Consider the following 23,581-nt stretch of genomic DNA (forward strand, 5'->3'; position numbering starts at 1 on the left):
CCACGCACCCCATCAGGCCCCGACAGGAGACGGCCATGTACTTCACCGACCGCGGTATCGAGGAGCTGGCGCAGCGGCGCGGCGAGGAGGAGGTCACCTTCGAGTGGCTCTCCGAGCAGCTGCGGACCTTCGTCGACCTCAACCCGGACTTCGAGGTGCCCGTGGAGCGGCTGGCGACCTGGCTGGCGCGCCTGGACGACGAGGACGAGTGACGGCGGGCGGCCCGCGCGCCCGCCGTGCGGCCGTGCGCTTCCCTTGACTTCCCGCAACCGCGACATATCGTGTCTCAACAGGGACGCGATATGTCGTCGTACGCCGATGCAGGGGAGGCCGCCGTGCCAGGCCGGTCCGAGTGGTCCGTGGACGCGCCGTGCGCGCTCGTCTTCGAGGAGGACGTTCACACACTGCGGGTGCGCGTGGTGGGCGGCGCGGTGAATGTCGTCGGCACCGACTCCCCGCCCGCCAGGCTGGAGGTCGGGGCCGTCACCGGACCCCCGCCGACGGTCCGGCTGGAGGACGGCACGCTCACGGTCGCCTACGACGACCTGCCCTGGAAGGGCTTCCTCTCCCTCCTCGACCGCGAGACGTGGCCGCACAGCGCCGACGTCTCGCTCGCCGTGCCCGCCGGCGTCCGGGTCGAGGTCGGTGTGGTCGGGGCCGACGCGGTGGTCACCGGTATCGAGGGGCGCACCGAGGTGCGCGGGGTCACCGGCGGCATCACGCTGGTGGGCCTGCGCGGCGACGTACGGGTCGACACCGTCTCCGGCGATGTGCAGGCACAGGGCGTGACGGGGGGCCTGCGCTTCAACTCCGTCTCCGGTGATCTCACGGTCATCGACGGCGGCGGCTCGCCGGTGCGGGCCGACTCCGTCAGCGGCGACATGGCGGTCGACCTGGCCCCGGCGCGGGAGCGGCGGCGCACCGATGTCCGGCTGAGTTCCGTGTCGGGCGGGATAGCCCTGCGGCTGCCGGAGCCGGCCGACGCCGCCGTGGAGGCGGGCACCGCCGCGGGCGCCGTCTCCTGCGCCTTCGAGGAGCTGCGGATATCGGGGCAGTGGGGCGCCAGGCGTGTCACCGGCACCCTCGGCACGGGCGACGGACTGCTGCGGGCCACCACCGTCTCCGGCTCGATCGCCCTGCTGCGCCGCCCGGAGCCGGAAGCCGGCGAGGAGGCCGGCGCCCCCTTCGCGCCCGGCGGCACACCCTCGCCGGCCGAGCCCTCCCCCCGTAAGGACGTGTGACATGCCCCCCGTCTTCGCCCACGGCCGACTGCGCCTGTACCTGCTGAAGCTGCTCGACGAGGCACCGCGCCACGGCTACGAGGTGATCCGGTTGCTGGAGGAACGCTTCCAGGGGCTGTACGCGCCCTCGGCCGGCACCGTCTATCCGCGACTGGCCAAGCTGGAGGCCGAGGGGCTGGTCAGCCACACCACCGAGGGCGGCCGCAAGGTCTACTCGCTCACCGACGCCGGCCGCGCCGAACTCGCCGACAGGCAGGGTGAGCTGACCGATCTGGAGCTGGAGATCCACCGCTCGCTGGCGGCGCTGGCCGCCGACATCCGCGAGGACGTCAGCGGCGCGGCCGGCGACCTGCGCCGCGAGATGCGCGAGGCGGCCGAGCGGACCCGCGGCGCCGGGCGGGCTCCGGGCGCCGAAGGAGGCGAAGACTCCGGGGGCGGCGGTACGTCCGCGCCCGGCTGGGAGAAGGCGTGGGAGAGCATCCGGGAGGGCTCCTGGGGCGACGAGGACTCTCTGCGGGCCGCACGCGAGGAGATGCGCCGGGCCGGTGAGCAGTGGAAGGAGCAGGCCCGCCGCGCCCGCCAGGAGGCCCAGCAGGCCCGGCTCCAGGCGCGCAGGGCCCGGCAGGCGCGGGACGCCGCCCGCCAGGAGGCCGAGCGGATCGCCCGCCAGGTCCAGGAGCAGGTCCAGTCGCACGCCCAGCGGGGCGACTGGCAGGGCGCGGTGCGCGCGGGCATGTCGGAACTGGGCAGGCACCTGGGCGGGCTGGGGGGCCTGAGCGGTCTGGGAGACCTGGGCGGCGCAGGCGGCCGGGCCACGCCACGGCCGAAGCGGGCGGAGCCGGACGAACGGACGGATGCGGCACGGGCGGCGGCTCCCGGGTGGGCGGAGGAGCCCGCCACGCCGTCCGGCGACCCCCGGCGCGATCTGGAGCGGCTGCTGGACCGGTTCCGCGACGACGTGCGGGACGCGGCCCGCGATCACGGCGTGGACGAGGAGCGGCTGCGCGAGGCCCGCCGCCACCTGTCGACGGCGGCGGCCCGCATCGTCTCCCTGCTGCGTCCGCCCGGCACGGACGGCCGGGGCGGCCCGGGGGCGTAGGGAGTTCGGCGGCCCGCCTCCCCGGGAACGGTGGCGGGCCGCCGGACCGTCAGACCGTCAGACCGTCAGACCGTCAGGACGATCTTGCCGAAGAGGTCGCCCGCAGCCATCTTCTCGAAGCCCTCGCGGGCCCGGTCCAGCGGCAGCGTGGAGTCGATCACCGGGCGCACGCCCTTGGCCGCGCAGAAGTTCAGCAGCCCGGCCAGCTCCTCCTTGGAGCCCATCGTGGAGCCGACGACCTTCAGCTCCAGGAAGAAGATCCGGTTCAGCTCGGTGGCCGGCGGGTTCGGGCCGCTGGTGGCGCCCGAGATGACCAGCCTGCCGCCGGGCTTGAGGGACTTCACCGAGTGGGACCAGGTGGCGGCCCCGACCGTCTCGATCACCGCGTCCATCCGGTGCGGCAGCCGCGCGCCGCTCTCGAACGCCGCCTCGGCGCCCAGCTCCTCGGCCCGCCTGCGCTTGGCCTCGTCCCGGCTGGTGGCGAAGACCCGCAGGCCCGCCGCCGCGCCCAGCACGATGGCGGCCGTGGCGACGCCGCCGCCCGCGCCCTGCACCAGGACGGAGTCCCCGGGGCGCACCTCGGCGTTGGTGAAGAGCATCCGGTAGGCGGTCAGCCACGCCGTCGGCAGGCAGGCGGCCTCCTCGAAGGAGAGCTCCTTCGGCTTGGGCAGGACGTTCCACTGCGGTACGGCGACCCGTTCGGCGAAGGTGCCCTGGTACTTCTCGGTCAGGATCGAGGGCCGCTCGCGCGGTCCGACCCCGTGCCCGGTCGCGCCGATGACGGAGTAGAGCACGACCTCGTTGCCGTCGGCGTCCACCCCGGCCGCGTCGCAGCCGAGGATCATCGGCAGCGACTCCTCGCCCAGACCGACGCCGCGCAGGGACCACAGGTCGTGGTGGTTGAGGGAGGCCGCCTTGACGTCGATGGTCGTCCAGCCGAGCGGAACGTCCGGCTCCGGACGCTCGCCCAGCTCCAGTCCGGTCAGCGGCTTGTCTCGGTCGATGCGCGCGGCATAGGCAGCAAACATGATCCAAACCCTAGGCCGAGCCGGGCCGCCGCGGAACAGGACAGCCGTGTGACCCTCGCCGCCGGGCCGCACGGACGGCCGGAAAGGCGGGACGGCCGGACGGCGCCGGAAGGGCGGGAGGGCGGGAGGGCGGCGCGGGCCCCGGTCCGGGGTCCGCGCCGCCCTCGCGACGGCGTCCGCCTCTCAGAGGACCTTCGACAGGAACGCCTTGGTCCGCTCGTGCTGCGGATCGGTCAGCACGTCCCGCGGATGGCCCGACTCCACGACCACGCCGTCGTCCATGAAGACCAGCGAGTCGCCGACCTCCCGGGCGAAGCCCATCTCGTGGGTGACGACGACCATCGTCATACCGTCCTCGGCCAGCCCCCGCATGACGTCCAGCACCTCGCCGACCAGCTCCGGGTCGAGCGCCGAGGTGGGCTCGTCGAAGAGCATCAGCTTGGGCTCCATCGCCAGCGCGCGGGCGATGGCCACGCGCTGCTGCTGGCCGCCGGAGAGCTGGGAGGGGTAGTTGTCCGTCCGGTTGCCGAGTCCGACCCTCTCCAGCAGTTTCAGGGCCCGCTCCCGGGCCGCCGCCTTCGACTCGCCCTTGACCTGGACGGGCGCCTCCATGACGTTCTCCACCGCGGTCATGTGCGGGAAGAGGTTGAAGCGCTGGAAGACCATGCCGATGTCGCGGCGCTGGGCCGCGACCTCGCGCTCCTTGAGCTCGTAGAGCTTGTCGCCCTTCTGCCGGTAGCCGACCAGGTGGCCGTCGACCGACAGCCGCCCGGCGCTGATCTTCTCCAGGTGGTTGATGCAGCGCAGGAAGGTGGACTTGCCGGAGCCGGACGGGCCGACCAGGCAGAACACCTCGCCCGCGGCGACCTCCAGGTCGATGCCCTTGAGGATGTGCGCGTGGCCGAAGGACTTGTGGACGCCCTCCGCCTTCACCATCGGGACAGCTGGGGTGGTCATACCGTCTTCCCTCCCACCCGGCTCGGCGTGCGGAACGAGGTGAGGCTCCCGCGCACCCGCTGCCACGGCGTGGGCGGCAGGCTGCGGGACGAGCCGCGCTGGAAGTAGCGCTCCAGGTAGAACTGGCCGACGCTGAGGATCGTGGTGAGGATCAGGTACCAGATGGTCGCCACCAGCAGCAGCTCCATCACCTCAAGGTTGCGCGAGGAGATCCTGGTGGCGGAGAACAGCAGCTCGCTGTACTGGATGGCGTAGGCCAGCGACGAGGTCTTGAGCATGTTGATGAACTCGTTGCCCGTCGGCGGGATGATGACCCGCATGGCCTGCGGCAGCACGATGCGGCGCATGGTACGCGAGCCGGTCATGCCGAGCGCGTGGGCCGCCTCGGTCTGGCCCTCGTCCACCGACTGGATGCCCGCGCGGCTGATCTCGGCCATGTAGGCGGCCTCGTTCAGGCCCAGGCCCAGCAGCGCGGCGAGGAACGGCGTCATCACGTCGTTCATCTCGTCGCGGTAGAAGCCCAGGTCCAGGATCGGGAAGATCAGTGCCAGGTTGTACCAGATCAGCAGCTGCACCAGGACGGGGGTGCCGCGGAAGACCCAGATGTAGCCCCAGGCGACGGACGACATCACCGGGTTCTTCGACAGCCGCATCACCGCGAGGACGGTGCCGAGCACCACGCCCATGAGCATGGCGAGCAGGGTGATCCACAGGGTGTTGACCGCACCGGTGAGGATCGTCTCGTGGTTGAGGTAGCGCCCCACCGTCGGCCAGGTGATGTCGGCGCCCACGAAGGCAGCCACCACCAGGCCGAACAGGACGAGCACGATCGCGGCGCTTATCCAGCGGCCGTAGTGGCGCACCGGGATGGCCTTGACGGCCTCGGGCGGCACCGGGGAGTTCTTGGTCACCGGCACCGCACCGCCCGCCCCGGCTCCACCGCCCTCGGTGTTGGAGGCCGGCACCGGTGCGGGTGGTGCCTTGTCTTCAGGTTCGGACACGGAGAGTTACCTTTGCTGTGGAACTACGGAGGTTCGCTGCGGCTCACTTGCCGCCGTTGACGGTTGCCTCCTCGACTCCGGCGTCGGTGACCTCCCACTTCTCCAGGACCTTGTGGTACTCGCCGTTCTCGATGATGGCGTCCAGGGCCGCCTTGACGGCGTCGCGCAGCTCGGTGTTCTCCTTGCTGACGGCGATGCCGTAGGGGGCGGCGTCGATCTGGTCGCCGACGACCTCGAAGTCCTCGCCGCCACCGGAGGTCTTGGCGTTGTACGCGGCGACCGGGTAGTCGTTGATGTCGGCGACCGCGCGGCCCTGCTTGACCTGGAGGAGGGCCTCGGTGTCCTTGTCGAAGGCGAGGATCTTGATCGGCTTGTCGCACTTCTCACTCTGCGCCTCGGCGAGCGTCTCGTTCGCCGTGCCGCGCTGGAGCGCGACGGTCTCGCCGCAGAGGTCCTCCAGGGACTTGATGCCCTCCGGGTTGCCCTTCTTGACCAGGATCGAGGAGCCGGCCCGGAAGTAGTCGACGAAGTCGACGCCCTCTCCGACCTTCTCGCCCTTGTCGTCCAGGCCCTCCTGGCGCTGCTTGGTGTCGGTCATCGCCGACATGATGATGTCGTGGCGGCCGGAGTTCAGACCGGTGATCAGCCCGTCGAAGGTGCCGTTGCCGAACTCGAACTCGACGCCGAGCTGCTTGCTCAGGGCCTCGCCCAGGTCGGGGTCGATACCGGCGATCTCGTCGTTCTCGTCGTAGAACTCGACCGGCGCGTAGGCGATGTCCGAGCCGACCTTGATGACGCCGGCGGACTGGATGTCCTTGGGAAGCTTGTCGAACAGCGGGGCCTCGGAGCTCTTGGCCTCGCCGCCGCCTCCCTCGCCGCCCTTGTCGGTCTGGTCCCCGCACGCGGTCAGCAGCAGGGAGCCGGTGATCGCGACGGCCGCGGCGGCGGCCAGGCGCCGGCGCGCGGACGGCCTGCGGGAGCCTTCCACCGAGGGCAGGGGGCGGTCGGTGCGTGCGGTCATGAGGAGTCCTCCTGCGGGGTGATGTGGAGTGTCCGGTGGCCGGCCGGGCACGCCCGGGCGCGCGGCGACACTGCGTGATGGGGGCATCTTGCCATCCGGACACCAGAGGTCAGGATGCCAACCATGTCAAAATCGGATAACGGGCGTCCGGGAACGATCGGCGCCTGACCAGACGTTTGCCGCCGCCCGCCCACCCGCCTCCGCTCAAACGAGCGAATACGCACACATAGGGGGAGAGAGCTTCGTCACTCCCCTACCGCGGTGTCGATCGGTCTTCCACCCTCCCTACAGGCCCTTTGCCCAGGGTGACCCATGTCCGGCGCGGTTCGCGGGCAGCCGGTGAGACGGAAAACATTCGTGCGTGGTGGTGCTCATCCGGTAGAAAGAGCAGTTACACCCCTCACCCGGGGACCAGGGCGCGAGTGCGACGCGCCCGGCGTTCGTTACCCCCTCGACGGCGGCCCCATCCGCCGGAGAGGCCGCGGACGTGGTGCCCGCCCGCGCCTCGACCAGGCAGCGGCCACCCTCGATCAGGAATTTCAGCAAAGGGGTCAAACAGTGGCAGCGGAGATCGTCAATTCCCAGGGCGAGCTGGACGGTGGCGTCGAGTCGGCCATCGACCCGGCGTTCGCCCTGCACCGCGGCGGCAAGATGGCGGTCCGGGCGACCGTGCCAGTGCGGGACGCGGACGACCTTTCCCTGGCCTACACGCCGGGTGTGGCCAAGGTGTGCAGCGCCATCGCCGAACAGCCGGAACTGGTCCACGACTACACCTGGAAGTCCCAGGTCGTCGCGGTCGTCACGGACGGCACCGCGGTGCTGGGCCTGGGCGACATCGGCCCGCAGGCCTCGCTGCCGGTAATGGAGGGCAAGGCGATCCTCTTCAAGCAGTTCGGCGGCGTGGACGCGGTCCCGATCGCGCTGGACTGCACCGACGTGGACGAGATCGTGGAGACCGTCGTCCGGCTCGCGCCCTCCTTCGGGGGCGTCAACCTGGAGGACATCTCGGCTCCGCGCTGCTTCGAGATCGAGCGCAGGCTCCAGGAGCGCCTGGACATCCCGGTCTTCCACGACGACCAGCACGGCACGGCCGTCGTCACCCTCGCCGCGCTGCGCAACGCCGCCCGGCTGCGCGGCGTCGCGCTCGGCGAGCTGCGCGCGGTCATCTCCGGAGCCGGCGCGGCCGGGGTGGCCATCGCCAGGATCCTGGTGGAGGCCGGTATCGGCGACGTGGCGGTCTGCGACCGCAAGGGCATCGTCTCGGCCGACCGCACCGACCTCACCGACGTCAAGCGGGAACTGGCCGGCTTCACCAACAAGGCCGGGCTGAGCGGGTCGCTGGAGTCCGCGATGGACGGCGCGAACGTCTTCATCGGCGTGTCCGGCGGCACGGTGCCCGAGGAGGCCGTCGCGAGGATGGCGAAGGACGCCTTCGTCTTCGCCATGGCCAACCCCACTCCGGAGATCCACCCGGACGTCGCCCGCAAGTACGCCTCGGTCGTCGCCACCGGCCGCAGCGACTACCCGAACCAGATCAACAACGTCCTGGCCTTCCCCGGCATCTTCGCCGGCGCCCTCCAGGTGCGGGCCTCGAAGATCACCGAGGGCATGAAGCTGGCCGCCGCCGAGGCGCTGGCCGCGGTGGTCGCCGACGAGCTGAGCGCCGACCGCGTGATCCCCTCCCCCTTCGACGAGCGGGTCGCCCCGGCGGTGACCTCCGCCGTCGCCGCCGCGGCCCGCGCGGAGGGCGTGGCGCGGCGCTGAGCGGTGGCTGAGCGGCCACTGTGCGACAAGGCCGCGGGGGCGGTACGGGCCTGGTCCCGTACCGCCCCCGCGGCCTTTCCGTCCCCGGGCCGCCGGTCCCGGAGACCGGCACCCGCCGACCCGGTCACTTCAGGCCGAGCACCATCGCGTCGGCCGGCGACGCCCACACCGTGCGCGCCTCGGCGAAGCCCGCCGCGCGCAGCGCCTCGACATGCCAGGCCGCCGGCTGCGTCTCGCCGTCGGCATGGTCCCCCGCCACCGGGTCGCCGAAGATCCGGAAGCGCTCGGCTGCCGGCTCGGCCAGCACCGGATCGGCGGCCGCCGCCGCCCACCAGTCCGCCCAGTCCTGGGTGCCCGCGGCCTTCTCACGCTCGCGCCGCGCCCGGTGGAAGGCGTTCACGGCCTCGTTGATCCGGGGCGTGGCGGGGTCGGGCATGTGGTCGGCGTTGATCAGGACCCCGCCGTCCCGCAGGACGCCCGCGAGCCGCCCGTACAGCGCCCGCAGCTCGTCGGTGCGCAGCCAGTGCAGCGCGGTGGAGGTGAGCACGGCGTCGTACGACCGGTGCGGCAGGGCGTCCGTCCACCGCTCGTCGCGCAGGTCCGCGGTGACGAACGCGGCGCGGGGCTCGTCGGCGAAATGGCCGCGCGCGATCGTCAGCAGGGCCGGGTCCAGATCGACCCCGGTGCTGGTGGCTCCGGGGAACCGGCGCAGCAGCCGGCCGGTGATGCTCCCCGTGCCGCAGGCCAGGTCCAGCACCCCGGGCTCGGCCCCCACCAGCGCCTCGACGGCGTCGAGCATCGCCGCGAAACGCTCCTCCCGGTCGGGCAGGTACCACTCCTGCTGCCGGTCCCAGCTCTCCTGCCAGTACCTCCACCGCTCGGCTCCGGCCGCCCCCGGCCCGGTCTCCGTGTCCGCCTGCGTCACGACAGCCTCCCGCACCCTGGATACGTAATAGCCTGTAACGAGAGACGACCCTTACCCGCCCCCTCCACGACCATAGAGCGCGCCCGTAAGGACCACAAGTGGAACTGAACTATTACTCAGACTTCGCCGTGCGGCTGGTCAACACCGAGCAGCCGCGGCGCGGCGAGGACACGCTCACCTCCGTGGAGGCCGTACGCGCCCTCTTCGGCCCGGGCCAGAGCGCCGCACGGCGCGCCACGGAGGCCGACGTGACCCGGCTGCGGGGGGTGCGCGCCCGGCTGCGCGCGGTCTTCACCGCCGCCTCGGAAGGGGACGAGACCAGGGCCGTGGACCTGCTCAACTCCCTGCTGATGGAGTTCCCGGCCAGCCCGCAGATCTCCGGCCACGACCACCTCGACGACGCCGGCCGCCCCCGCTGGCACATGCACCTGGCCGACCACCCCGCCAACGCCACCGCCGGATACGCGGCCGTCGCCTGCATGGGTCTGGCCTTCCACCTCACCGACCTGGGCGTGGGCCGGCTGGGCGTATGCCAGGCCGACCCCTGCCGCAACGCCTATCTGGACACCTCGACCAACCGCTCCCGGCGCTACTGCTCCGACCGCTGCGCCACCCGCGCCAACGTCGCCGCCTACCGGGCCCGCAAACGCCTGGAGAGCAGCGGCCGCAGCGCCGAGAAGACCCAGCCCAGCAACGCGCCCGGGGTTCGCTGAACCTGCCGCAGGGGCCGCAGCCGCACCCACGCCCGTGCCACCACCAGTTCGTCGGGCACCACCCCGAACTCACGGCTGTCGTTGAGCACCGACGGGTTGTCGCCCCGCACCCACCAGCCGCCGTCCCGCCGCCCCACGGCCCGCTTGACGATCAGCAGGTCGTGCTGGAAGGGGTGCCGCACCACGACCACGTGCCCGGGCCGCACCGCTCCCCCGTAGCGCACCACCAGCAGGTCGCCGGGGCGCAGCGTCGGCTCCATCGACGGGTTGTAGACCTCGGCCAGCCCGATCCGCAGCAGCCCGCGGCTCCCCTGCTCGTCCGCCCGCTCCGGCATCCGCCGCACCTCCGGTCCCGTCCTCGCCCCTGCGCCCTCCCCGTGTACCCCTCTGGTCCCCGCATCCCTCGGACTTTTGTCCCGGGCGAGTGGGGGCACACGCGAAAAGGCGCTCCTCACGGAGTAATCTCGCACGTGAGAAGACGATCACGAGGAAGGACAGCTCTATGCTCTCCCGCCTGTTCGCCCCGAAGGTGAAGGTCAGCGCCCACTGCGACCTTCCCTGCGGCGTCTACGACCCGGCCCAGGCCCGCATCGAGGCCGAGTCGGTCAAGGCCATCCAGGAGAAGTACCAGGCGAACGACGACCCGCACTACCGGGCTCGCGCGACGTACATCAAGGAGAACCGGGCCGAGCTCGCCAAGCACCACATCTCGGTGCTGTGGAGCGACTACTTCAAGGCCCCGCACTTCGAGAAGTACCCGCAGCTCCACCAGCTGGTGAACGACGCCCTCAAGGCCGCCTCGGCCGCCAAGGGCTCCACCGACCCGGCCACGGGCCAGAAGCTGCTGGACCTCATCGCCGAGATCGACAAGATCTTCTGGGAGACCAAGAAGGCCTGATCTTCGATCATGCCGTTTGACCTGCGCTTTCCTTGGCTGCTAGGTCTTCCGGTCCGCACCCGGTCCGCAGTCCGCCGAGCACGGCGTCCATGACGGACCGGGTGCGGTCCTCTTCGCCCGGCCACAGATGGGCGTAGATCCGCAGGGTGATGACCGCGGACGCGTGGCCGAGGACGAGCTGGACCTGCTTGACGCTCGCTCCGCCGGCGATGAGGGCGGAGGCGAAGAAGTGCCGTAGGTCGTGGGTGACCATGTGCGGCAGCTCGACGGTCTTACGGCCTTCCCGCTCGGCTGCCTCGTTCTCCTCCGCCTGGAGCGCCTTGCGGGCGCCGTTCCACTCCGTCTTCCAGCGGCGATAGTCGAGGGGCTCGCCCTCCTCCTTCGTGAACAGCCACTCCCTGGAAGGGCGCGCGGCGAGGTGCGTCAGGAGCGCATCGGTGACGACCTCGCCGACCGGGACCGTGCGCCGGGACTTGGCGGTCTTCGGCGGACCGATCTTCCCCGACTGGAGACGCTGCCGTTCGACGCGGATGGTGCCGGCCTTGAAGTCGACGTCCGACACCTTGAGGCCGAGCAGCTCGCCTATGCGCATGCCTGATCCGGCGAGCGTGACGATGGCCGCGCGGACGTACGGCGGCATCACACGTGCCATGGCCTCGACCTGAGCGACCGTGGGCGGCGTGACCTCCTCGTCCGGCATGGGCGGGAGAGTGATCCGGCGGCACGGGCTGGAGGCGATGACCTTGTCCTCGACGGCCGCGGTCATGACGCGCACGAGGACGTCGTAGACGTTGCGCACGCTGCCGGGGCCGAGCAGTTCGGGCAGGTTCTTGAACAGCACCTGGATGTCGTTGCGGCGTATCGCCGCCATGGCGCGGGAGCCGAGCGCCGGGACGAGGTGGAGCCGCATCGCGTTGTCGGTGATGCGCTCGCCCGCCTCGCTGGCGACGAGCGACTCCTCCCACTTCTTCGCGTACTTCTCGAACGTGATCCGTCCGGCGCGCGGGTCGACGTACTGGCCGGTGACGACGCTGGCCGTGACCTCGTCGAGCCAACGCTGGGCGTTGAGCTTGCGGATGAAGTGGCGGGCGTGCTCCTTGCCGTCGAGGTCGCGGTAGCGGGCCCGCCATTTGCCGTTGGGGCACTTCTGGATGTTGGCCAAGTGACCTCTCCTCCGGTTCGGTTATCGGTATTGACATCCTCGCCGCCCTGAAGGACGGCGATTCCCGCCTACCGCGCCGTTGAAGGCTGCGGTGTCGAGTGGGTTCCTGCTTCGCCGCGCGGTGCCGGGACGAGTCCCGGTCTTACCTGCGCTCCACAGGCTGATGCCGCCAGTCCGGCGGCCTTGGCGACGTTGACCGCCGCGTTGATGTCCCGGTCCAGGACCGCCCCGCACGCCTGGCACGTCCACTCTCGGATGTGGAGGGGCTTGGGGCCGTCCTTGACGCCGCACACGGAGCACACCCGGGAGGTCGGCTCGAACCGGCCGATCCTCACGAAGGTACGGCCGTACCGGGCGGCCTTGTACTCCAGCATGCTCACGAACGCCGACCACCCGGCGTCGTGCACGGACTTGGCCAGGCGCGTGCGCGCGAGTCCCTTCACCGCCAGGTCCTCCACGGCGACCGCTTGGTTGTCGCGGATCAGCTGTGTGGAGAGCTGGTGGTGGAACTCGCGGCGCGCGTCCGCGACACGGGCGTGTGCCCGTGCGACGCGGATCCTGGCCTTGTCCCGGTTCTTGCTGCCCTTCTCCTTGCGAGAGAGGGAGCGCTGCGCCTTCTTCAGGCGTTTTTCGGCCCGGCGCAGGAAGCGCGGGCTGTCGATCTTCGTCCCGTCGGAGAGGACCGCGAAGTGTCCGAGCCCGAGATCGATGCCCACCTCGGGCGCGACCTGGGACAGGACTTCCTCCGGGCCGGTCTCCACGACGAAGGACGCGAAGTACCGGCCTGCCGCGTCCTTGACCACGGTCACCGTGGACGGCGTCGACGGCAGGGAGCGGGACCACTTCACCTTGACGTCGCCGATCTTCGGCAGACGCAGCCTGCCGCCCGGGGTGATCGACCAGCGGGCGTTCGCCGTGAACCGGACCGACTGCCGGGTGTCCCTCTTCGACTTGTACCGGGGCGCGCCCATGCGCGGGCGCTTGCCCTTCAGGCCGTCGAAGAAGTTCCGGTACGCGGCCTCCAGGTCGCGCAGCGACTGCTGGAGAACGACCGCCGACACCTCGCCGAGCCACGCCCGCTCCGGGGTGCTCTTCGCCTCGGTGATCAGCGCCTTCGACAGGTCGCCGGTCTTCGGGAACGGCAGCCCCTCGCTGCGGGCGGTCTCCCGAGCGCGAAGCGCGTCGTTGTAGACCACCCGCGCACACCCGAACGCCCTCGCTAACGCCATGCGCTGACCGACGCTCGGGTACAAGCGGAAGCTGTACCGAAGCTGCATGCGGATCATGGTACACAGTTGGTTTATGGGTATCGATGAGAACGTTCGCACTGGTCGTCACTGCGTCTTCCGCATGCATGTCCACTTGGTTTTCGTGACGAAGTACCGGCACTCCGTCTTCGTTGACCGGCACTTGACGCGGTGCGAGGAGATCATGCGGGCCGTGTGCGAGGACTTCGAGGCCGAGCTGGTCGAGTTCAACGGCGAGAACAACCACGTCCATCTCCTCGTGAACTTCCCGCCGAAGGTTGCCGTGTCCAGGCTGGTGAACTCCCTCAAAGGCGTGTCCTCCCGCAGGCTCCGCCAGGAGTTCCCCGACCTCGTCCGCCACTACTGGCGGGCACAGCGCCTGTGGTCCGGCTCGTACTTCGCCGGGTCCGTCGGCGGCGCGCCGCTCAGCATCGTGAAGCAGTACATCGAGCAGCAGAACCGGCCACTCTGACCCGGGCTGAGGTGAACAGTGCAGATCCGTGCCCACAGCTGAGGTCAGAGCAGCTCTCAGATTCGCTTCACCACCGGGCTGAAACCCGGTGCACTGCGAATAGTCCCGGTAGCCGCCACCCTCGATGTGTTCGGTGAGGGTGCGGGCGTCGCGCTCGTCGCCCATGAGGCGAAGGCACTGCTCGTGGATGGCCCGTGAGCTGTCCGGGTGGGCCTGGATGTGGTCGGCGATGGCTGCAACGGCATGGTGCAGGCGGTCCTGGGCGTCACGGGCCTGGTAGAACGCCTCGACGGCCTCCTGAACGAGCCGCCTGCTGTTGACGTCGAGCCCTTCGAGAGGCGGGGACATCAGCTCTTCCAGGGGCAACTCGAAGACGCGGGCGAAGGCGAGGGCCTCGTCGAGGTTGATGCGGCGGCGGGGCTTGCCGTTCTCGATACGCCACACCGCGGTCTGACTCATCCTCACGCCGGCCTTCGTCACCCGCTCCGCCAGCTCGGTGGTGCTCCACCCCCTGACCTCCCGCTCCAGCGCCACTCGCGCGGCCACATCCACATCGCCGCCACCACCGTCCGCGGTGATCTGCAAAAGGCCCGCCACTGGAACGACTACCTCACCGCCGACCGCGAACTGGCGGCGATCGAGACCGAGTACGGCCTGCGCCAGGTGGTGCGCGGTGACCGCACCGCCGCCAAACGGCCCACCCGGGCCGAGCAGGAGAAGGCCCGCCGCCACGGCCGGCAGAAGACCTCCCGCGAACGCCTGCGCACCACCGTCCGCCAACTGGTCTCCATCGCCACCAGCCCGGAGGAGTTCCTCCACCTCCTCGACGGCGTCGAGGGCGTCCTCGTCGACGTCCAGCACTTCCCTTCCGGCGACGTCCGCGGCTACAAGGTCGCCGCCGAAGGCGACACCAACGCCGCAGGGCAGCCAGTCTGGTTCTCCGGCTCCGCCCTCGCCTCCGACCTGTCGTACCCCAGGATCGCGGAACGCCTCACCGCCATCAGCCCCCAACCCGCCCAGGAGCCGGACCACCGGACCAGCCCCTGGCAGCAGGCCGCCGCTGCGGCCGACCGTATCCCCCACCACCACCTCGACCACAGCGACGACGCAGTCGCTCAGGCCCACCTCGCCGCCTTCGGCGAAGCCCTCGACACCCTGCCACTGCTCGCCCCCCACGACCTGCGCCCTCGGTTGCGGCAGGCCGCCGAAGCCTTCGAACGCGCCGCCCGCTCCCGCATCCGCGCCCAAGGCCGGCACGCCCGCGCCCTGCGCCGCGCCATCCGGGAGCTACGCACTGCACCGGTGACCGGCGACGGAACCGGGCTGGCCCTGTTCCTCGACACCGCCTTGGTCGTCGTCATCGCCGCCGCCCACTGGCACGCCAGGCGCCGCCACGCCCAGCAGGCCGAAGCCGCCCACCGGGCTGCCACCCACCTGCGCGCCGCCTACACGGTGGCCGCCGAAGAACCGATGGCCCGCCTCCGGGAGCAGGGCCGCCACCTGGCCCGGCCCGTCCGCGACCAGGCCGCCGCCCTCCTGCACGCCACCGCACCGCAGCTCGCCGAGCAGATACTGCGCGAGCCGGGCTGGCCCGCCCTGGCCGTCACCCTCACCCACGCCCACCAGGCCGGACACGACCCCCGAGCCCTGCTGACCGAAGCCGTCACCCATCGGGAACTGCACACCGCCCACTCCCTCAGCGACACCCTCACCTGGCGCCTGAACCGCCTCACCGGCATGGCAGGGGAAGGGTCCGTCCGCCCCACCCCCGCAGGCACCGCGCAGCCAGGGTCCGCTGCAGCCGTACCCGATCGCTCCCAGCCAGAGTCCCCGCGAAGGCGCTGATGACGCGAAAATCGTCGTGATCACCGCCGTCGGGCATGTTCCCCGAGGGAACAGCGAACGTGTTCCCTCGGGGAACGCCCGGTCCGTCCCTGAAGGAACAGGGCGAGGCCCGTCCCCACCGGACGGCACAGCAGACGCCGCTGACCGTAGGACACATCGGCGCCGAGAACTTCACTGGGCCAGCCCCTGCCGAGGCAGCTGCCTCGGCAGGGGCTGGCCCACAGTTGCGTTGGCATGGGTACCGTTCTCGTGACGAGGCTCGACCGGCCGGAGCCACCACGCCCTGCCGACCGCTTGAGCACAGCCGGCCAACCGACATGTGGGAGGCGCCCTGATGCTGGAAGAAGCCGAGGAGATCGGCCGCCGTGCCCGGCGTGCCCGCTTGCGGCTGGGCATGCCGCAGGCGGACCTCGCCGCGGCCCTGGGGAAGTCGCAGGGCTGGGTGTCCAAGATGGAGCGCGGTCTGATCGAGCTGGACCGTGTCGGCATACTGAACCTGCTGGCGGCCGAGCTGCACGTTCATCCCAATGACCTGATCGGTCGTCCGTACACCGGCTCGCCCGACGGGAACCAGTGGCAGGTCGCCGCGTCCTCGATCCTTCGGGAGCTGCGCCGCTACGACCTCGCGCCCGTCTACGACGGCATTCCCCGCCCGGCGGCGGAGCTGTGGGGCGGGGTCACCCGTCTGCACCGGCTGCGGGACACGGCTTCGAACGTGGCCATCCTGCGGGTCCTGCCGGATCTGCTCCGCGAGGCCCGTGCTCTCGCCGAGGTGTCCACCGGGCACGAGCGGGAGGAGGCGTACGCGATCTACGCGGTGTGCTGCAAGTTCGCCCACACCGCCGCCCACGCTCTCGGCCACCCCGAGCTGATCGCCATGGCGTGTGAGCGGGCCGCCTGGTTCGCGAGGCTGTCCGGTGACCCCGTGCTGCCCGCCGTCGCCGACTGGATGCGCGTGTGGGACATGTGGGCCAGTGCCGACTGGGAGGACGCCGTCGTCCTGTCGGACAAGGCGATCAGCAGCGTGCAGGAGGGGTACGAGCGGGGCGAACCGCTGGCTGTGCGGGCGTGGGGGTCGCTCCAGCTCCGTGCGGCCGTCTCTGCGGCGCGGGGCGGTCGGTCTGCGGAGGCCGAAGACCGTATCGGCCTGGCGAGGACGGCGGTCGACCGCATGAGCGCCTACACCGGTCCCCCGGTGTACGACAGGCACTCGCTGACGTTCTCGCCCGGCAACGTCCAGATCCACGCCATCAGCGTGGCCCTGGAGACGGGCGAACAGCGCAAGGCCCTGGCGATAAACCGCCGCACCGGTCCGGAGCTGGTCGCCTCCCTGCCCAACTCGCGCCAGGGGCACCACCACATGGACCTCGCGCGAGCCTGGTTGTGGGACGGGAACCGCGACAAGGCCCTGTCCGAGCTGGAGACGGCCGAGCGTGTCGCACCGCAACTCGTCCGCAACCACCCCATCGCCCGCTCCACCCTGCGCAGCATCGTCTATGCCGAACGCACATCCACCCGTGAGAAGCTGAGGCGCATGTCCGACCGCTTCCACCTGGACGGATGAGAGCCGTATTCCTCTGATTGAGGGGCCCCGGCCTCGTAGGACGGCCGGCGCCCCCGTGCGGGGGCCGCGGCCGTCCCGTACGCAGGGGCGCGAGTCAGTGCTCGCGCCCCTGCGGGGGTGCGGGGATCCGCTCGCCTCCCCTCACCGTCCTGACACCGCGCCGCCGTTCGGCCGGCCGTCTCCCGGCCGGTCTCGAAGCTCAGACGAGCTGGCCGGTCCGGCGGGCGAGCTGGGCGCGCCCGAACAGCAGGGCGTAGCCGGGCGGCAGACGGTCGATGATCCGGTCGAGCAGGTCCTCCTCGGCGAGTTCGGCGACCACGCTGAGCACCGAGCTGACGTCCCAGCGCGCCGTCGCCGGGGTGGCGCCCTCGATGCGGGCCGCGACGCTGTCGACGAACTGCGCGCCGCTGAGCGGTTTGACCACCTTGAGCTGGTCGGTCAGCACACGCGTGCCCTCCTGCGGGAGGCGGACGGCCAGTTCCGTGCGCTCGGCACCGGTGAGATGGCCGCCGAGCGCCGAGAGCACGATCCGGGAGACGCGCTCCGCCTCCTTGGCCGTCGGGTACTGCCCCCGCTCGCGTACCTGCGCCACGAACTCGCTCCACCGCATGATCCATCTCCCCTTCCGTACTGACTGGTACCGGTGAGGTGGTCGGCACGGGCCGTCGCCCGCTGCCCCGCCAGGAACGCGGGGCAGTCGGCGGTGCGGCACTGAGTGCAATGCCCTCCGTCCATCTGTATAGCCCAGGTCAAGAAAACCTGACAACAGTCGGCTCAGGGGTGCGCAGCCACCTCGTATCAGCCCTGGTCCAGGGGAGGCGCGACAGCGGGCTTCCGTCGACCGGGGCGTACACCCGTGTGCCCGGGAGAAGCGCTTTCATACGGAACGGGTCACGGCGTTCGCGAAGGCATACGCCTCACCTGCGGCGACGGCGCGCGGGGGCGCGCCCGCCCGACACCTCCCCTCCCTCCGCCTCACGCGGCGCCGACCTCGACCCCCCTTCGCCTCGCGGGCCTTCGACCTCCGGCTCGGGGCGCATTGGGGAAGGAAAAGTCCGATGCGTCCTATGACACATTTCACACTCGCTCCTGGAGGGGCGGCGGAACCTCCGCCCTCTGCGTCTCCGCATCGGGCGCGCTCCTCCGAGGGGCGGTCCGCTCTTCCGTGCGCTTCGGGAAGATCCCGACCCTCCGTCCTCCGGCGGGCGCCTGCCGTCACGAACGCAATCCGCAGTCGGCGTGCCGCCGCCTCGGCGACGACGGAGCGGCGGACACGGCCCCGGCGGCGCCCGTACGGACGTCCCACCGTGCCGGGCCGACCGGTGACACGGGGTGCCACAACGGCGCGACAATGGCGGAGTGAGCAGCGCACCGCCTCCCCCGCCCGTCCCCGACCCCGCCCCCCAGGGGCCCCCCGTGTCCCGGACACCCCCGGAGTCCCCGGAGTCCCTCGCCCCGCGCCTCCCCTCCCCCCTGACCGAGACCGCCGACGAGCACTTCTCACGCCACGGAGTCCGGCTGCTGCTCAAACGCGACGACCTGATCCACCCGGAGCTCGTCGGCAACAAGTGGCGCAAGCTCGTGCCCAATCTGCGCGCCGCCGTGCGGGCCGGCGAGCGCACGCTGCTGACCTTCGGCGGGGCCTACTCCAACCATCTGCGCGCCACCGCCGCCGCCGGGCGTCTGCTGGGCCTGTCGACGATCGGGGTCGTACGGGGCGAGGAGCTCGCCGGCCGGCCCCTCAACGACTCCCTGGCCCGCTGCGCCGCCGACGGCATGCGGCTGCACTTCGTGACGCGGGCGGACTACCGTCGCAGGAACACCCCGGAGTGGACCGCCGCGCTGCGCGACCGCTTCGGCCCGTTCCGCCTCATACCGGAGGGCGGCAGCAACGCCGAGGCCGTGCGGGGCGCCGCGGAGCTGGGCCGGGAACTGCGCGGCGCGGCGGACGTGGTGGCCGTCGCCTGCGGTACGGGCGGCACCCTCGCCGGCCTCGCCGCGGGGCTCGCCGGCGGGCAGCGCGCGATCGGCTTCGCCGCCCTGCGCGGCGGCTTCCTCACAGGGGAGGTGGAGAGGCTCCAGCACGCCGCCTTCGGCGGACGCCGCGGCGCGTGGACGGTGGAGGACCGCTTCCACTGCGGCGGCTTCGCCCGCACCACCGGCGCGCTGGAGTCCTTCGCCCGAGGCTTCGAGGCCCGGCACGGACTGCCGGGCCTGGACCGCGTGTACGTCGCCAAGATGCTGTACGGCCTGGCGGCCCTGGCCGGCGAGGGCGCCTTCCCCCGGGGGACGACGCTGGCCGCCGTGGTCACCGGTTAGCCCTCCCCGCTCGATGCGGTCACCGGAAGCACACCGGGGCCACCGAGGAGCGGTCGCACGACGCCCTCCTCCGCGCGCGGCCGACCGCGCGGCGCGGGCCGCGGCAGGGAGCTGTCGGCCGAACTCGCGCGTCCGCGCCGGGCGGGTTACGAACGCTTCCGGTGGTGGGTATTGAACTGGAACGAACCCGCACCGGTTTCCACGCGCCGCTCGGCTCCGAGCCGGTGGACGAGTGGACGGTCCGGCGGCCGAGCGGGCACCGAGCCCCCCGGAGGACCGGGAACAAACGACGGCCCCGCGGCGCTGTGAACCCGGCGTGAGCGGATACGAATTGGGCACCGCAGACCCCTAGCCACGGAGAGTACCCATGTGTTTACTATGGGTGACGACCGCAGGAAGGGTGCCTCCTCGGCCCGGGCGACAGCATGCCCCGGATCGCGATAGCGTCGCAGTCGAACTATCTGCCACGCCCGTCCGTTGACCTGTTGCCCCGTCGCGACGGGGTCGCGGGCGGGCGTACACGGCAGCCACCAGCTTGTGCCACCTTGGAGGTGAGGGTGTCCCAGATCGCAGGCGAGCCCGGGACGCAGGACTTCGTCGAGGTCCGGCTGCCCGCCGCGGGCGCCTACCTTTCGGTACTGCGTACCGCCACCGCCGGTCTCGCGGCCCGCTTGGACTTCACCCTCGACGAGATCGAGGATCTGCGCATCGCCGTCGACGAGGCGTGCGCCATCCTGCTCCAGCAAGCGGTCCCCGGCAGCGTGCTGAGCTGCGTCTTCAACCTCGTCGGGGACTCTCTGTGGGTGACGGTCTCGGCACCCACCACGGACGGCCGCGCGCCCGAGCGCGACACCTTCGCCTGGACGGTGCTCTCCGCACTGGCCGGCGAGGTCGACTCGGCCGTGGCCGAGGACCGCACTGTCAGCATCAGCCTGCACAAGAAGCGCGGCGCCGGCCCAGGGGCGCCGTGACCGGCACACACGGGCCGGTACGGGACAAGGGGGTCGGTGTGAACGACCTGGAGAGCGAAACACGGACGGGCCGCCACGAGAAGGCGGTGGGCCCGGTCATTCCCGAGCAGCACGCCCGGCCCCATCCGGTCGATCCTGATCGGCGGGCGGAGCGGGCGGTTGCCATGGAGGACCAGCAGCACGACATGCGCGATGACGAAGGGGCCGGCGAGAAGGCCGTCTATGTGCACCGCCAGCCGGATCCCCAGGACCGCAGCGGCGCACGGGAGCTGTTCGTCAGACTGCGCGGCCTCCCGGCGGGCTCCCCGGAGCGCGCCGAGCTGCGCGAGGCCCTGGTGCGGATGCACCTGCCGCTGGTGGAGCATCTGGCGCGGCGCTTCCGCAACCGCGGGGAGCCGCTGGACGATCTGACGCAGGTCGCCACGATCGGCCTGATCAAGTCGGTGGACCGCTTCGACCCGGAGCGCGGCGTGGAGTTCTCCACCTACGCCACCCCCACGGTCGTCGGCGAGATCAAGCGGCACTTCCGTGACAAGGGCTGGGCGGTGCGGGTGCCCCGCAGGCTCCAGGAGCTGCGGCTGTCGCTGACCACGGCCACCGCCGAGCTGTCCCAGCAGCACGGCCGCGCCCCGACCGTCCACGAGCTGGCCGAGCGGCTGTCGATCTCCGAGGAGGAGGTCCTGGAGGGCCTGGAGTCGGCGAACGCCTACAGCACGCTCTCCCTGGACGTCCCCGACACCGACGACGAGTCCCCGGCCGTCGCGGACACCCTGGGCGCGGAGGACGACGCCCTGGAGGGCGTGGAGTACCGGGAGTCGCTCAAGCCTCTGCTGGAGGAGCTGCCGCCGCGCGAGAAGAAGATCCTGCTGCTGCGTTTCTTCGGCAACATGACCCAGTCGCAGATCGCCCAGGAGGTCGGCATCTCGCAGATGCACGTCTCGCGGCTGCTGGCCCGCACTCTGGCCCAGCTGCGCGACCGGCTGCTGATCGAGGAGTAGGAGCAGCGGGGCGTCGAGGAGCGGCAGGAAAGTCCTGTGGGCAGGGCGCCTGCCGGTCCGGTCAGGCGTCCCGGGGCCCGTGCGGGCCGACGCCCAGCGCCCCGGCCGCCGCCGGGGTCATCAGGAAGCCGAGCACGGCCAGCGCGGTGAGCGCGATGACCGCTCCGGTCGCGAGCCACACACCGCCGTTCTGCGCCATCTGCCAGCCCACCGGAAGCGCCATCAGCTGGACGATCACCGCCGGTCCCCGGCTCCACCGGCGCAGCAGCCACAGTCCCCGTGCGGCGGCCAGCGGCAGCACGGCCAGCGCCAGCACGGTCGCGGCTCCGGTGAGGGCCTGCACCGTGTCGTCGGCCCGGCTGCCGGTCAGCAGCATGACCAGCATGGTCACCCCCAGGCCGGCGACCACCACTCCCTGTGCCGCCACCACGGCGGCCGCGGCGGTGATCCGCCCGGGCCGGGGGGACTGGGGGGCGTCTGCGGGGGATGCGTCCGTGGTCACAACGCCAGGGTAGCGGGGTCTGCCGGACCACCACCCGTCCCCGACCGCCCCTGCTCCTGCCTCGCGGCGGCCCGTCCCGGGGCCGCCCGTCTCGGCCGCGAACGGCTGGGTACGCTGCACACCATGCGCGCGCTCCTCGTGGTCAACCCGGCAGCCACCACCACCAGTGCCCGCACCCGCGACGTACTCATCCACGCCCTGGCGAGCGACCTCAAGCTGGAGGTCGCCACCACCGAGTACCGGGGGCACGCGCGCGACCTGGGGCGGCAGGCGGTCCAGCGCGGGGAGATCGAGCTGGTCATCGTGCTCGGCGGCGACGGCACGGTCAACGAGGTCGTCAACGGGCTGCTGCACGCCGGCCCCGCCCCCGACGCCCTCCCCCGTCTCGCCGTCGTCCCGGGCGGTTCGACCAACGTCTTCGCCCGCGCCCTGGGGCTGCCCAACGACGTGGTGGAGGCCACGGGCGCGCTGCTGGACGCGCTGCACTCCGGCGGCGGGCGCACGGTGGGCCTGGGCCTGGCGGCCGGTACGCCGGGGACGGAGGACTCGGAGGTGCCGCCCCGGTGGTTCACCTTCTGCGCGGGCCTCGGCTTCGACGCGGGTGTGGTGGGCCGGGTGGAGCAGAAGCGCGAGGGCGGCAGGCGCTCGACGCACGCCCTCTACGTGCGCCAGGTGGTGCGGCAGTTCCTGGGCGACCCCTACCGCCGCCATGGGACGATCACCCTGCGGAGGCCCGGGGAGGAGCCGGTCGAGGAGCTGGCGCTGTCCATAGTCTGCAACACCGCGCCTTGGACCTATCTGGGCAACCGCCCGGTGTACGCGGCCCCCCGCGCGTCCTTCGACACCGCCCTCGACGTGCTCGGACTGACCCGGCTCACCCCATCCGCGGTGACCCGCTACGGCACCCAGCTGCTGACCTCCTCGCCCGAACGCGGCCCGCACGGCAAGCACGCGGTCTCGCTCCACGATCTGACCGACTTCACCTTGGAATCACAGGTGCCACTGCCGTTTCAGATGGACGGTGACCACCTGGGACTGCGTACGAGCGTGACGTTCACAGGCGTACGCCGTGCACTGCGTGTGATTGTGTAAGCGGATGTGGTGAAAGTCCTTTCACTCGAACGTTTAGGCCAGGTTCCACCCCCTGGAAGTACGGCTGTGACCTAGTCGACACCAAGGAATCAAAAAAAACTTTCCGGAAGGGGTTGTATCCGCCGCCGAGGTTTGCGAGTCTCTTCATGGCGATCGGGACGGTCGACGCCGACCCCCTTGAGAGCCCCGAATCCACCTCCTCATCCCTCGGGACACTCCCGGCGAAGCCGGGCGATGCCCCTTCCCTTGTGGAGGGATTCGTGAAAGCGTTCACATTCACAAGCAATTACCGCAACGCGTAGGAGATGGAGCAGCCATGGACTGGCGTCACAACGCCGTTTGCCGCGAGGAAGACCCCGAGCTCTTCTTCCCGATCGGCAACACCGGTCCTGCGCTGCTGCAGATCGAGGAAGCCAAGGCCGTCTGCCGCCGCTGCCCCGTGATGGAGCAGTGCCTGCAGTGGGCCCTGGAGTCCGGCCAGGACTCCGGTGTCTGGGGTGGCCTCAGTGAGGACGAGCGCCGTGCTATGAAGCGCCGCGCCGCCCGCAACCGGGCGCGCAAGGCCACTGCCTGACGCCCACCCCACCCCGCCACCTGCTGCCCCCGAGCCGCAGCGCGCAGTGCCCACAGTGCGCACCGCAACGACGACGCCGAGCCCCGGACCGTGCCCACGGTCCGGGGCTCGGTGCTGTGCGGGCGCCGGCGCAGGCCCCCCGTGCGGGCCGCGCACGGCACCGGGCCCCGGGGCCCGCCGGGCGGGTT

24 protein-coding genes are annotated in these 23,581 nt (G+C 71.6%); 14 read left to right on the plus strand and 10 right to left on the minus strand.

The window, feature by feature from the left end:
- Window positions 1–35: 35 nt before the first annotated feature.
- The 3 genes from IQ279_RS21495 (at window position 36) to IQ279_RS21505 (ending at window position 2,340) form a co-directional block, all read left to right on the plus strand.
- Window positions 36–212, plus strand: a complete 177-nt coding sequence (locus IQ279_RS21495) for a DUF6104 family protein (protein WP_093847737.1) — start codon at window positions 36–38, stop codon at window positions 210–212.
- A gap of 123 nt (window positions 213–335) precedes the next feature.
- Complete coding sequence (locus IQ279_RS21500; RefSeq protein ID WP_307792467.1) at window positions 336–1,241, plus strand: DUF4097 family beta strand repeat-containing protein; 906 nt, start codon at window positions 336–338, stop codon at window positions 1,239–1,241.
- A gap of 1 nt (window position 1,242) precedes the next feature.
- Complete coding sequence (locus tag IQ279_RS21505; RefSeq protein ID WP_206350618.1) at window positions 1,243–2,340, plus strand: PadR family transcriptional regulator; 1,098 nt, start codon at window positions 1,243–1,245, stop codon at window positions 2,338–2,340.
- A 65-nt stretch (window positions 2,341–2,405) separates the two neighbouring features.
- Here the strand turns inward: IQ279_RS21505 and IQ279_RS21510 are convergent, their stop codons facing one another.
- The 4 genes from IQ279_RS21510 to IQ279_RS21525 all read right to left on the minus strand — a co-directional run bounded on the left by IQ279_RS21510 (window position 2,406) and on the right by IQ279_RS21525 (window position 6,347).
- On the minus strand, window positions 2,406–3,368 hold the full coding sequence (locus IQ279_RS21510; RefSeq protein ID WP_206350620.1) for a zinc-binding dehydrogenase: 963 nt from the start codon (window positions 3,366–3,368) through the stop codon (window positions 2,406–2,408).
- A 183-nt stretch (window positions 3,369–3,551) separates the two neighbouring features.
- Window positions 3,552–4,325, minus strand: a complete 774-nt coding sequence (locus IQ279_RS21515; protein WP_277402568.1) for an amino acid ABC transporter ATP-binding protein — start codon at window positions 4,323–4,325, stop codon at window positions 3,552–3,554.
- Window positions 4,322–5,326: an amino acid ABC transporter permease gene (locus IQ279_RS21520; protein ID WP_206350622.1), complete on the minus strand. Its 1,005-nt coding sequence runs from the start codon at window positions 5,324–5,326 to the stop codon at window positions 4,322–4,324. The genes IQ279_RS21515 and IQ279_RS21520 overlap by 4 nt, the downstream gene beginning before the upstream one ends.
- 43 nt (window positions 5,327–5,369) lie before the next feature.
- Window positions 5,370–6,347: an ABC transporter substrate-binding protein gene (locus tag IQ279_RS21525; protein WP_206350624.1), complete on the minus strand. Its 978-nt coding sequence runs from the start codon at window positions 6,345–6,347 to the stop codon at window positions 5,370–5,372.
- Between the two features lie 558 nt (window positions 6,348–6,905).
- On the opposite strand from IQ279_RS21525, the gene IQ279_RS21530 reads away from it, so the two are divergent.
- Window positions 6,906–8,111, plus strand: a complete 1,206-nt coding sequence (locus tag IQ279_RS21530) for an NAD(P)-dependent malic enzyme (RefSeq protein WP_206350625.1) — start codon at window positions 6,906–6,908, stop codon at window positions 8,109–8,111.
- 124 nt (window positions 8,112–8,235) lie between these two features.
- On the opposite strand, the gene IQ279_RS21535 is transcribed toward IQ279_RS21530, so the two are convergent.
- Window positions 8,236–9,036 carry a class I SAM-dependent methyltransferase gene (locus IQ279_RS21535; RefSeq protein WP_307792468.1) on the minus strand — a complete coding sequence of 267 codons (801 nt, stop codon included), beginning with the start codon at window positions 9,034–9,036 and terminating at the stop codon, window positions 8,236–8,238.
- Between the two features lie 98 nt (window positions 9,037–9,134).
- Here IQ279_RS21535 and IQ279_RS21540 point away from each other — a divergent pair, with 98 nt between their 5' ends.
- Window positions 9,135–9,749 (plus strand): CGNR zinc finger domain-containing protein, encoded by a 615-nt coding sequence (locus IQ279_RS21540; protein ID WP_206350626.1) that lies wholly within the window; start codon window positions 9,135–9,137, stop codon window positions 9,747–9,749.
- Here IQ279_RS21540 and sodX read toward each other — a convergent pair.
- On the minus strand, window positions 9,668–10,084 hold the full coding sequence (gene sodX, locus IQ279_RS21545; protein ID WP_206350627.1) for a nickel-type superoxide dismutase maturation protease: 417 nt from the start codon (window positions 10,082–10,084) through the stop codon (window positions 9,668–9,670). The genes IQ279_RS21540 and sodX overlap by 82 nt on opposite strands.
- 167 nt (window positions 10,085–10,251) lie before the next feature.
- On the opposite strand from sodX, the gene sodN reads away from it, so the two are divergent.
- Entirely contained in the window at window positions 10,252–10,647 is a 396-nt protein-coding gene (gene sodN, locus IQ279_RS21550; protein ID WP_093661405.1) for a superoxide dismutase, Ni, read from the plus strand.
- Window positions 10,648–10,654: 7 nt separating this feature from the next.
- On the opposite strand, the gene IQ279_RS21555 is transcribed toward sodN, so the two are convergent.
- Window positions 10,655–11,809, minus strand: a complete 1,155-nt coding sequence (locus IQ279_RS21555; protein WP_206350628.1) for a tyrosine-type recombinase/integrase — start codon at window positions 11,807–11,809, stop codon at window positions 10,655–10,657.
- Window positions 11,810–11,877: 68 nt separating this feature from the next.
- Entirely contained in the window at window positions 11,878–13,086 is a 1,209-nt protein-coding gene (locus IQ279_RS21560; RefSeq protein ID WP_206350629.1) for an RNA-guided endonuclease InsQ/TnpB family protein, read from the minus strand.
- A 25-nt stretch (window positions 13,087–13,111) separates the two neighbouring features.
- On the opposite strand from IQ279_RS21560, the gene tnpA reads away from it, so the two are divergent.
- The 3 genes from tnpA (at window position 13,112) to IQ279_RS21575 (ending at window position 16,937) form a co-directional block, all read left to right on the plus strand.
- Window positions 13,112–13,528 (plus strand): IS200/IS605 family transposase, encoded by a 417-nt coding sequence (gene tnpA / locus IQ279_RS21565; RefSeq protein ID WP_093850225.1) that lies wholly within the window; start codon window positions 13,112–13,114, stop codon window positions 13,526–13,528.
- 207 nt (window positions 13,529–13,735) lie between these two features.
- The gene (locus IQ279_RS21570) at window positions 13,736–15,373 is read left to right on the plus strand and encodes a mobilization protein (RefSeq protein WP_206350630.1); all 1,638 of its coding nucleotides are present in this window, start codon (window positions 13,736–13,738) and stop codon (window positions 15,371–15,373) included.
- A 334-nt stretch (window positions 15,374–15,707) separates the two neighbouring features.
- Window positions 15,708–16,937, plus strand: a complete 1,230-nt coding sequence (locus IQ279_RS21575; RefSeq protein ID WP_206350631.1) for a helix-turn-helix domain-containing protein — start codon at window positions 15,708–15,710, stop codon at window positions 16,935–16,937.
- Between the two features lie 199 nt (window positions 16,938–17,136).
- Here the strand turns inward: IQ279_RS21575 and IQ279_RS21580 are convergent, their stop codons facing one another.
- Complete coding sequence (locus tag IQ279_RS21580) at window positions 17,137–17,547, minus strand: DUF2267 domain-containing protein (RefSeq protein WP_206350632.1); 411 nt, start codon at window positions 17,545–17,547, stop codon at window positions 17,137–17,139.
- 806 nt (window positions 17,548–18,353) lie between these two features.
- On the opposite strand from IQ279_RS21580, the gene IQ279_RS21585 reads away from it, so the two are divergent.
- From IQ279_RS21585 to IQ279_RS21595, 3 genes are all read left to right on the plus strand, one after another.
- Window positions 18,354–19,256: a 1-aminocyclopropane-1-carboxylate deaminase/D-cysteine desulfhydrase gene (locus tag IQ279_RS21585; RefSeq protein ID WP_206350634.1), complete on the plus strand. Its 903-nt coding sequence runs from the start codon at window positions 18,354–18,356 to the stop codon at window positions 19,254–19,256.
- Between the two features lie 557 nt (window positions 19,257–19,813).
- The gene (locus IQ279_RS21590) at window positions 19,814–20,227 is read left to right on the plus strand and encodes an ATP-binding protein (RefSeq protein ID WP_093847771.1); all 414 of its coding nucleotides are present in this window, start codon (window positions 19,814–19,816) and stop codon (window positions 20,225–20,227) included.
- Window positions 20,116–21,225, plus strand: a complete 1,110-nt coding sequence (locus IQ279_RS21595; protein ID WP_372445206.1) for an RNA polymerase sigma factor SigF — start codon at window positions 20,116–20,118, stop codon at window positions 21,223–21,225. Before IQ279_RS21590 ends, IQ279_RS21595 begins: the two co-directional genes overlap by 112 nt.
- Window positions 21,226–21,286: 61 nt before the next feature.
- Here IQ279_RS21595 and IQ279_RS21600 read toward each other — a convergent pair whose 3' ends face one another.
- A complete protein-coding gene (locus IQ279_RS21600) occupies window positions 21,287–21,727 on the minus strand; it encodes a hypothetical protein (RefSeq protein ID WP_206350635.1) in 441 nt (146 codons plus the stop codon).
- A 123-nt stretch (window positions 21,728–21,850) separates the two neighbouring features.
- On the opposite strand from IQ279_RS21600, the gene IQ279_RS21605 reads away from it, so the two are divergent.
- A complete protein-coding gene (locus tag IQ279_RS21605; protein ID WP_206350636.1) occupies window positions 21,851–22,819 on the plus strand; it encodes a diacylglycerol/lipid kinase family protein in 969 nt (322 codons plus the stop codon).
- A 316-nt stretch (window positions 22,820–23,135) separates the two neighbouring features.
- Window positions 23,136–23,393 carry a WhiB family transcriptional regulator gene (locus tag IQ279_RS21610; RefSeq protein WP_028427873.1) on the plus strand — a complete coding sequence of 86 codons (258 nt, stop codon included), beginning with the start codon at window positions 23,136–23,138 and terminating at the stop codon, window positions 23,391–23,393.
- The last annotated feature ends 188 nt before the right edge of the window (window positions 23,394–23,581 follow it).

The organism is Streptomyces verrucosisporus (assembly GCF_017114865.1).
Taxonomy (GTDB): Bacteria; Actinomycetota; Actinomycetes; order Streptomycetales; family Streptomycetaceae; genus Streptomyces; species Streptomyces fenghuangensis.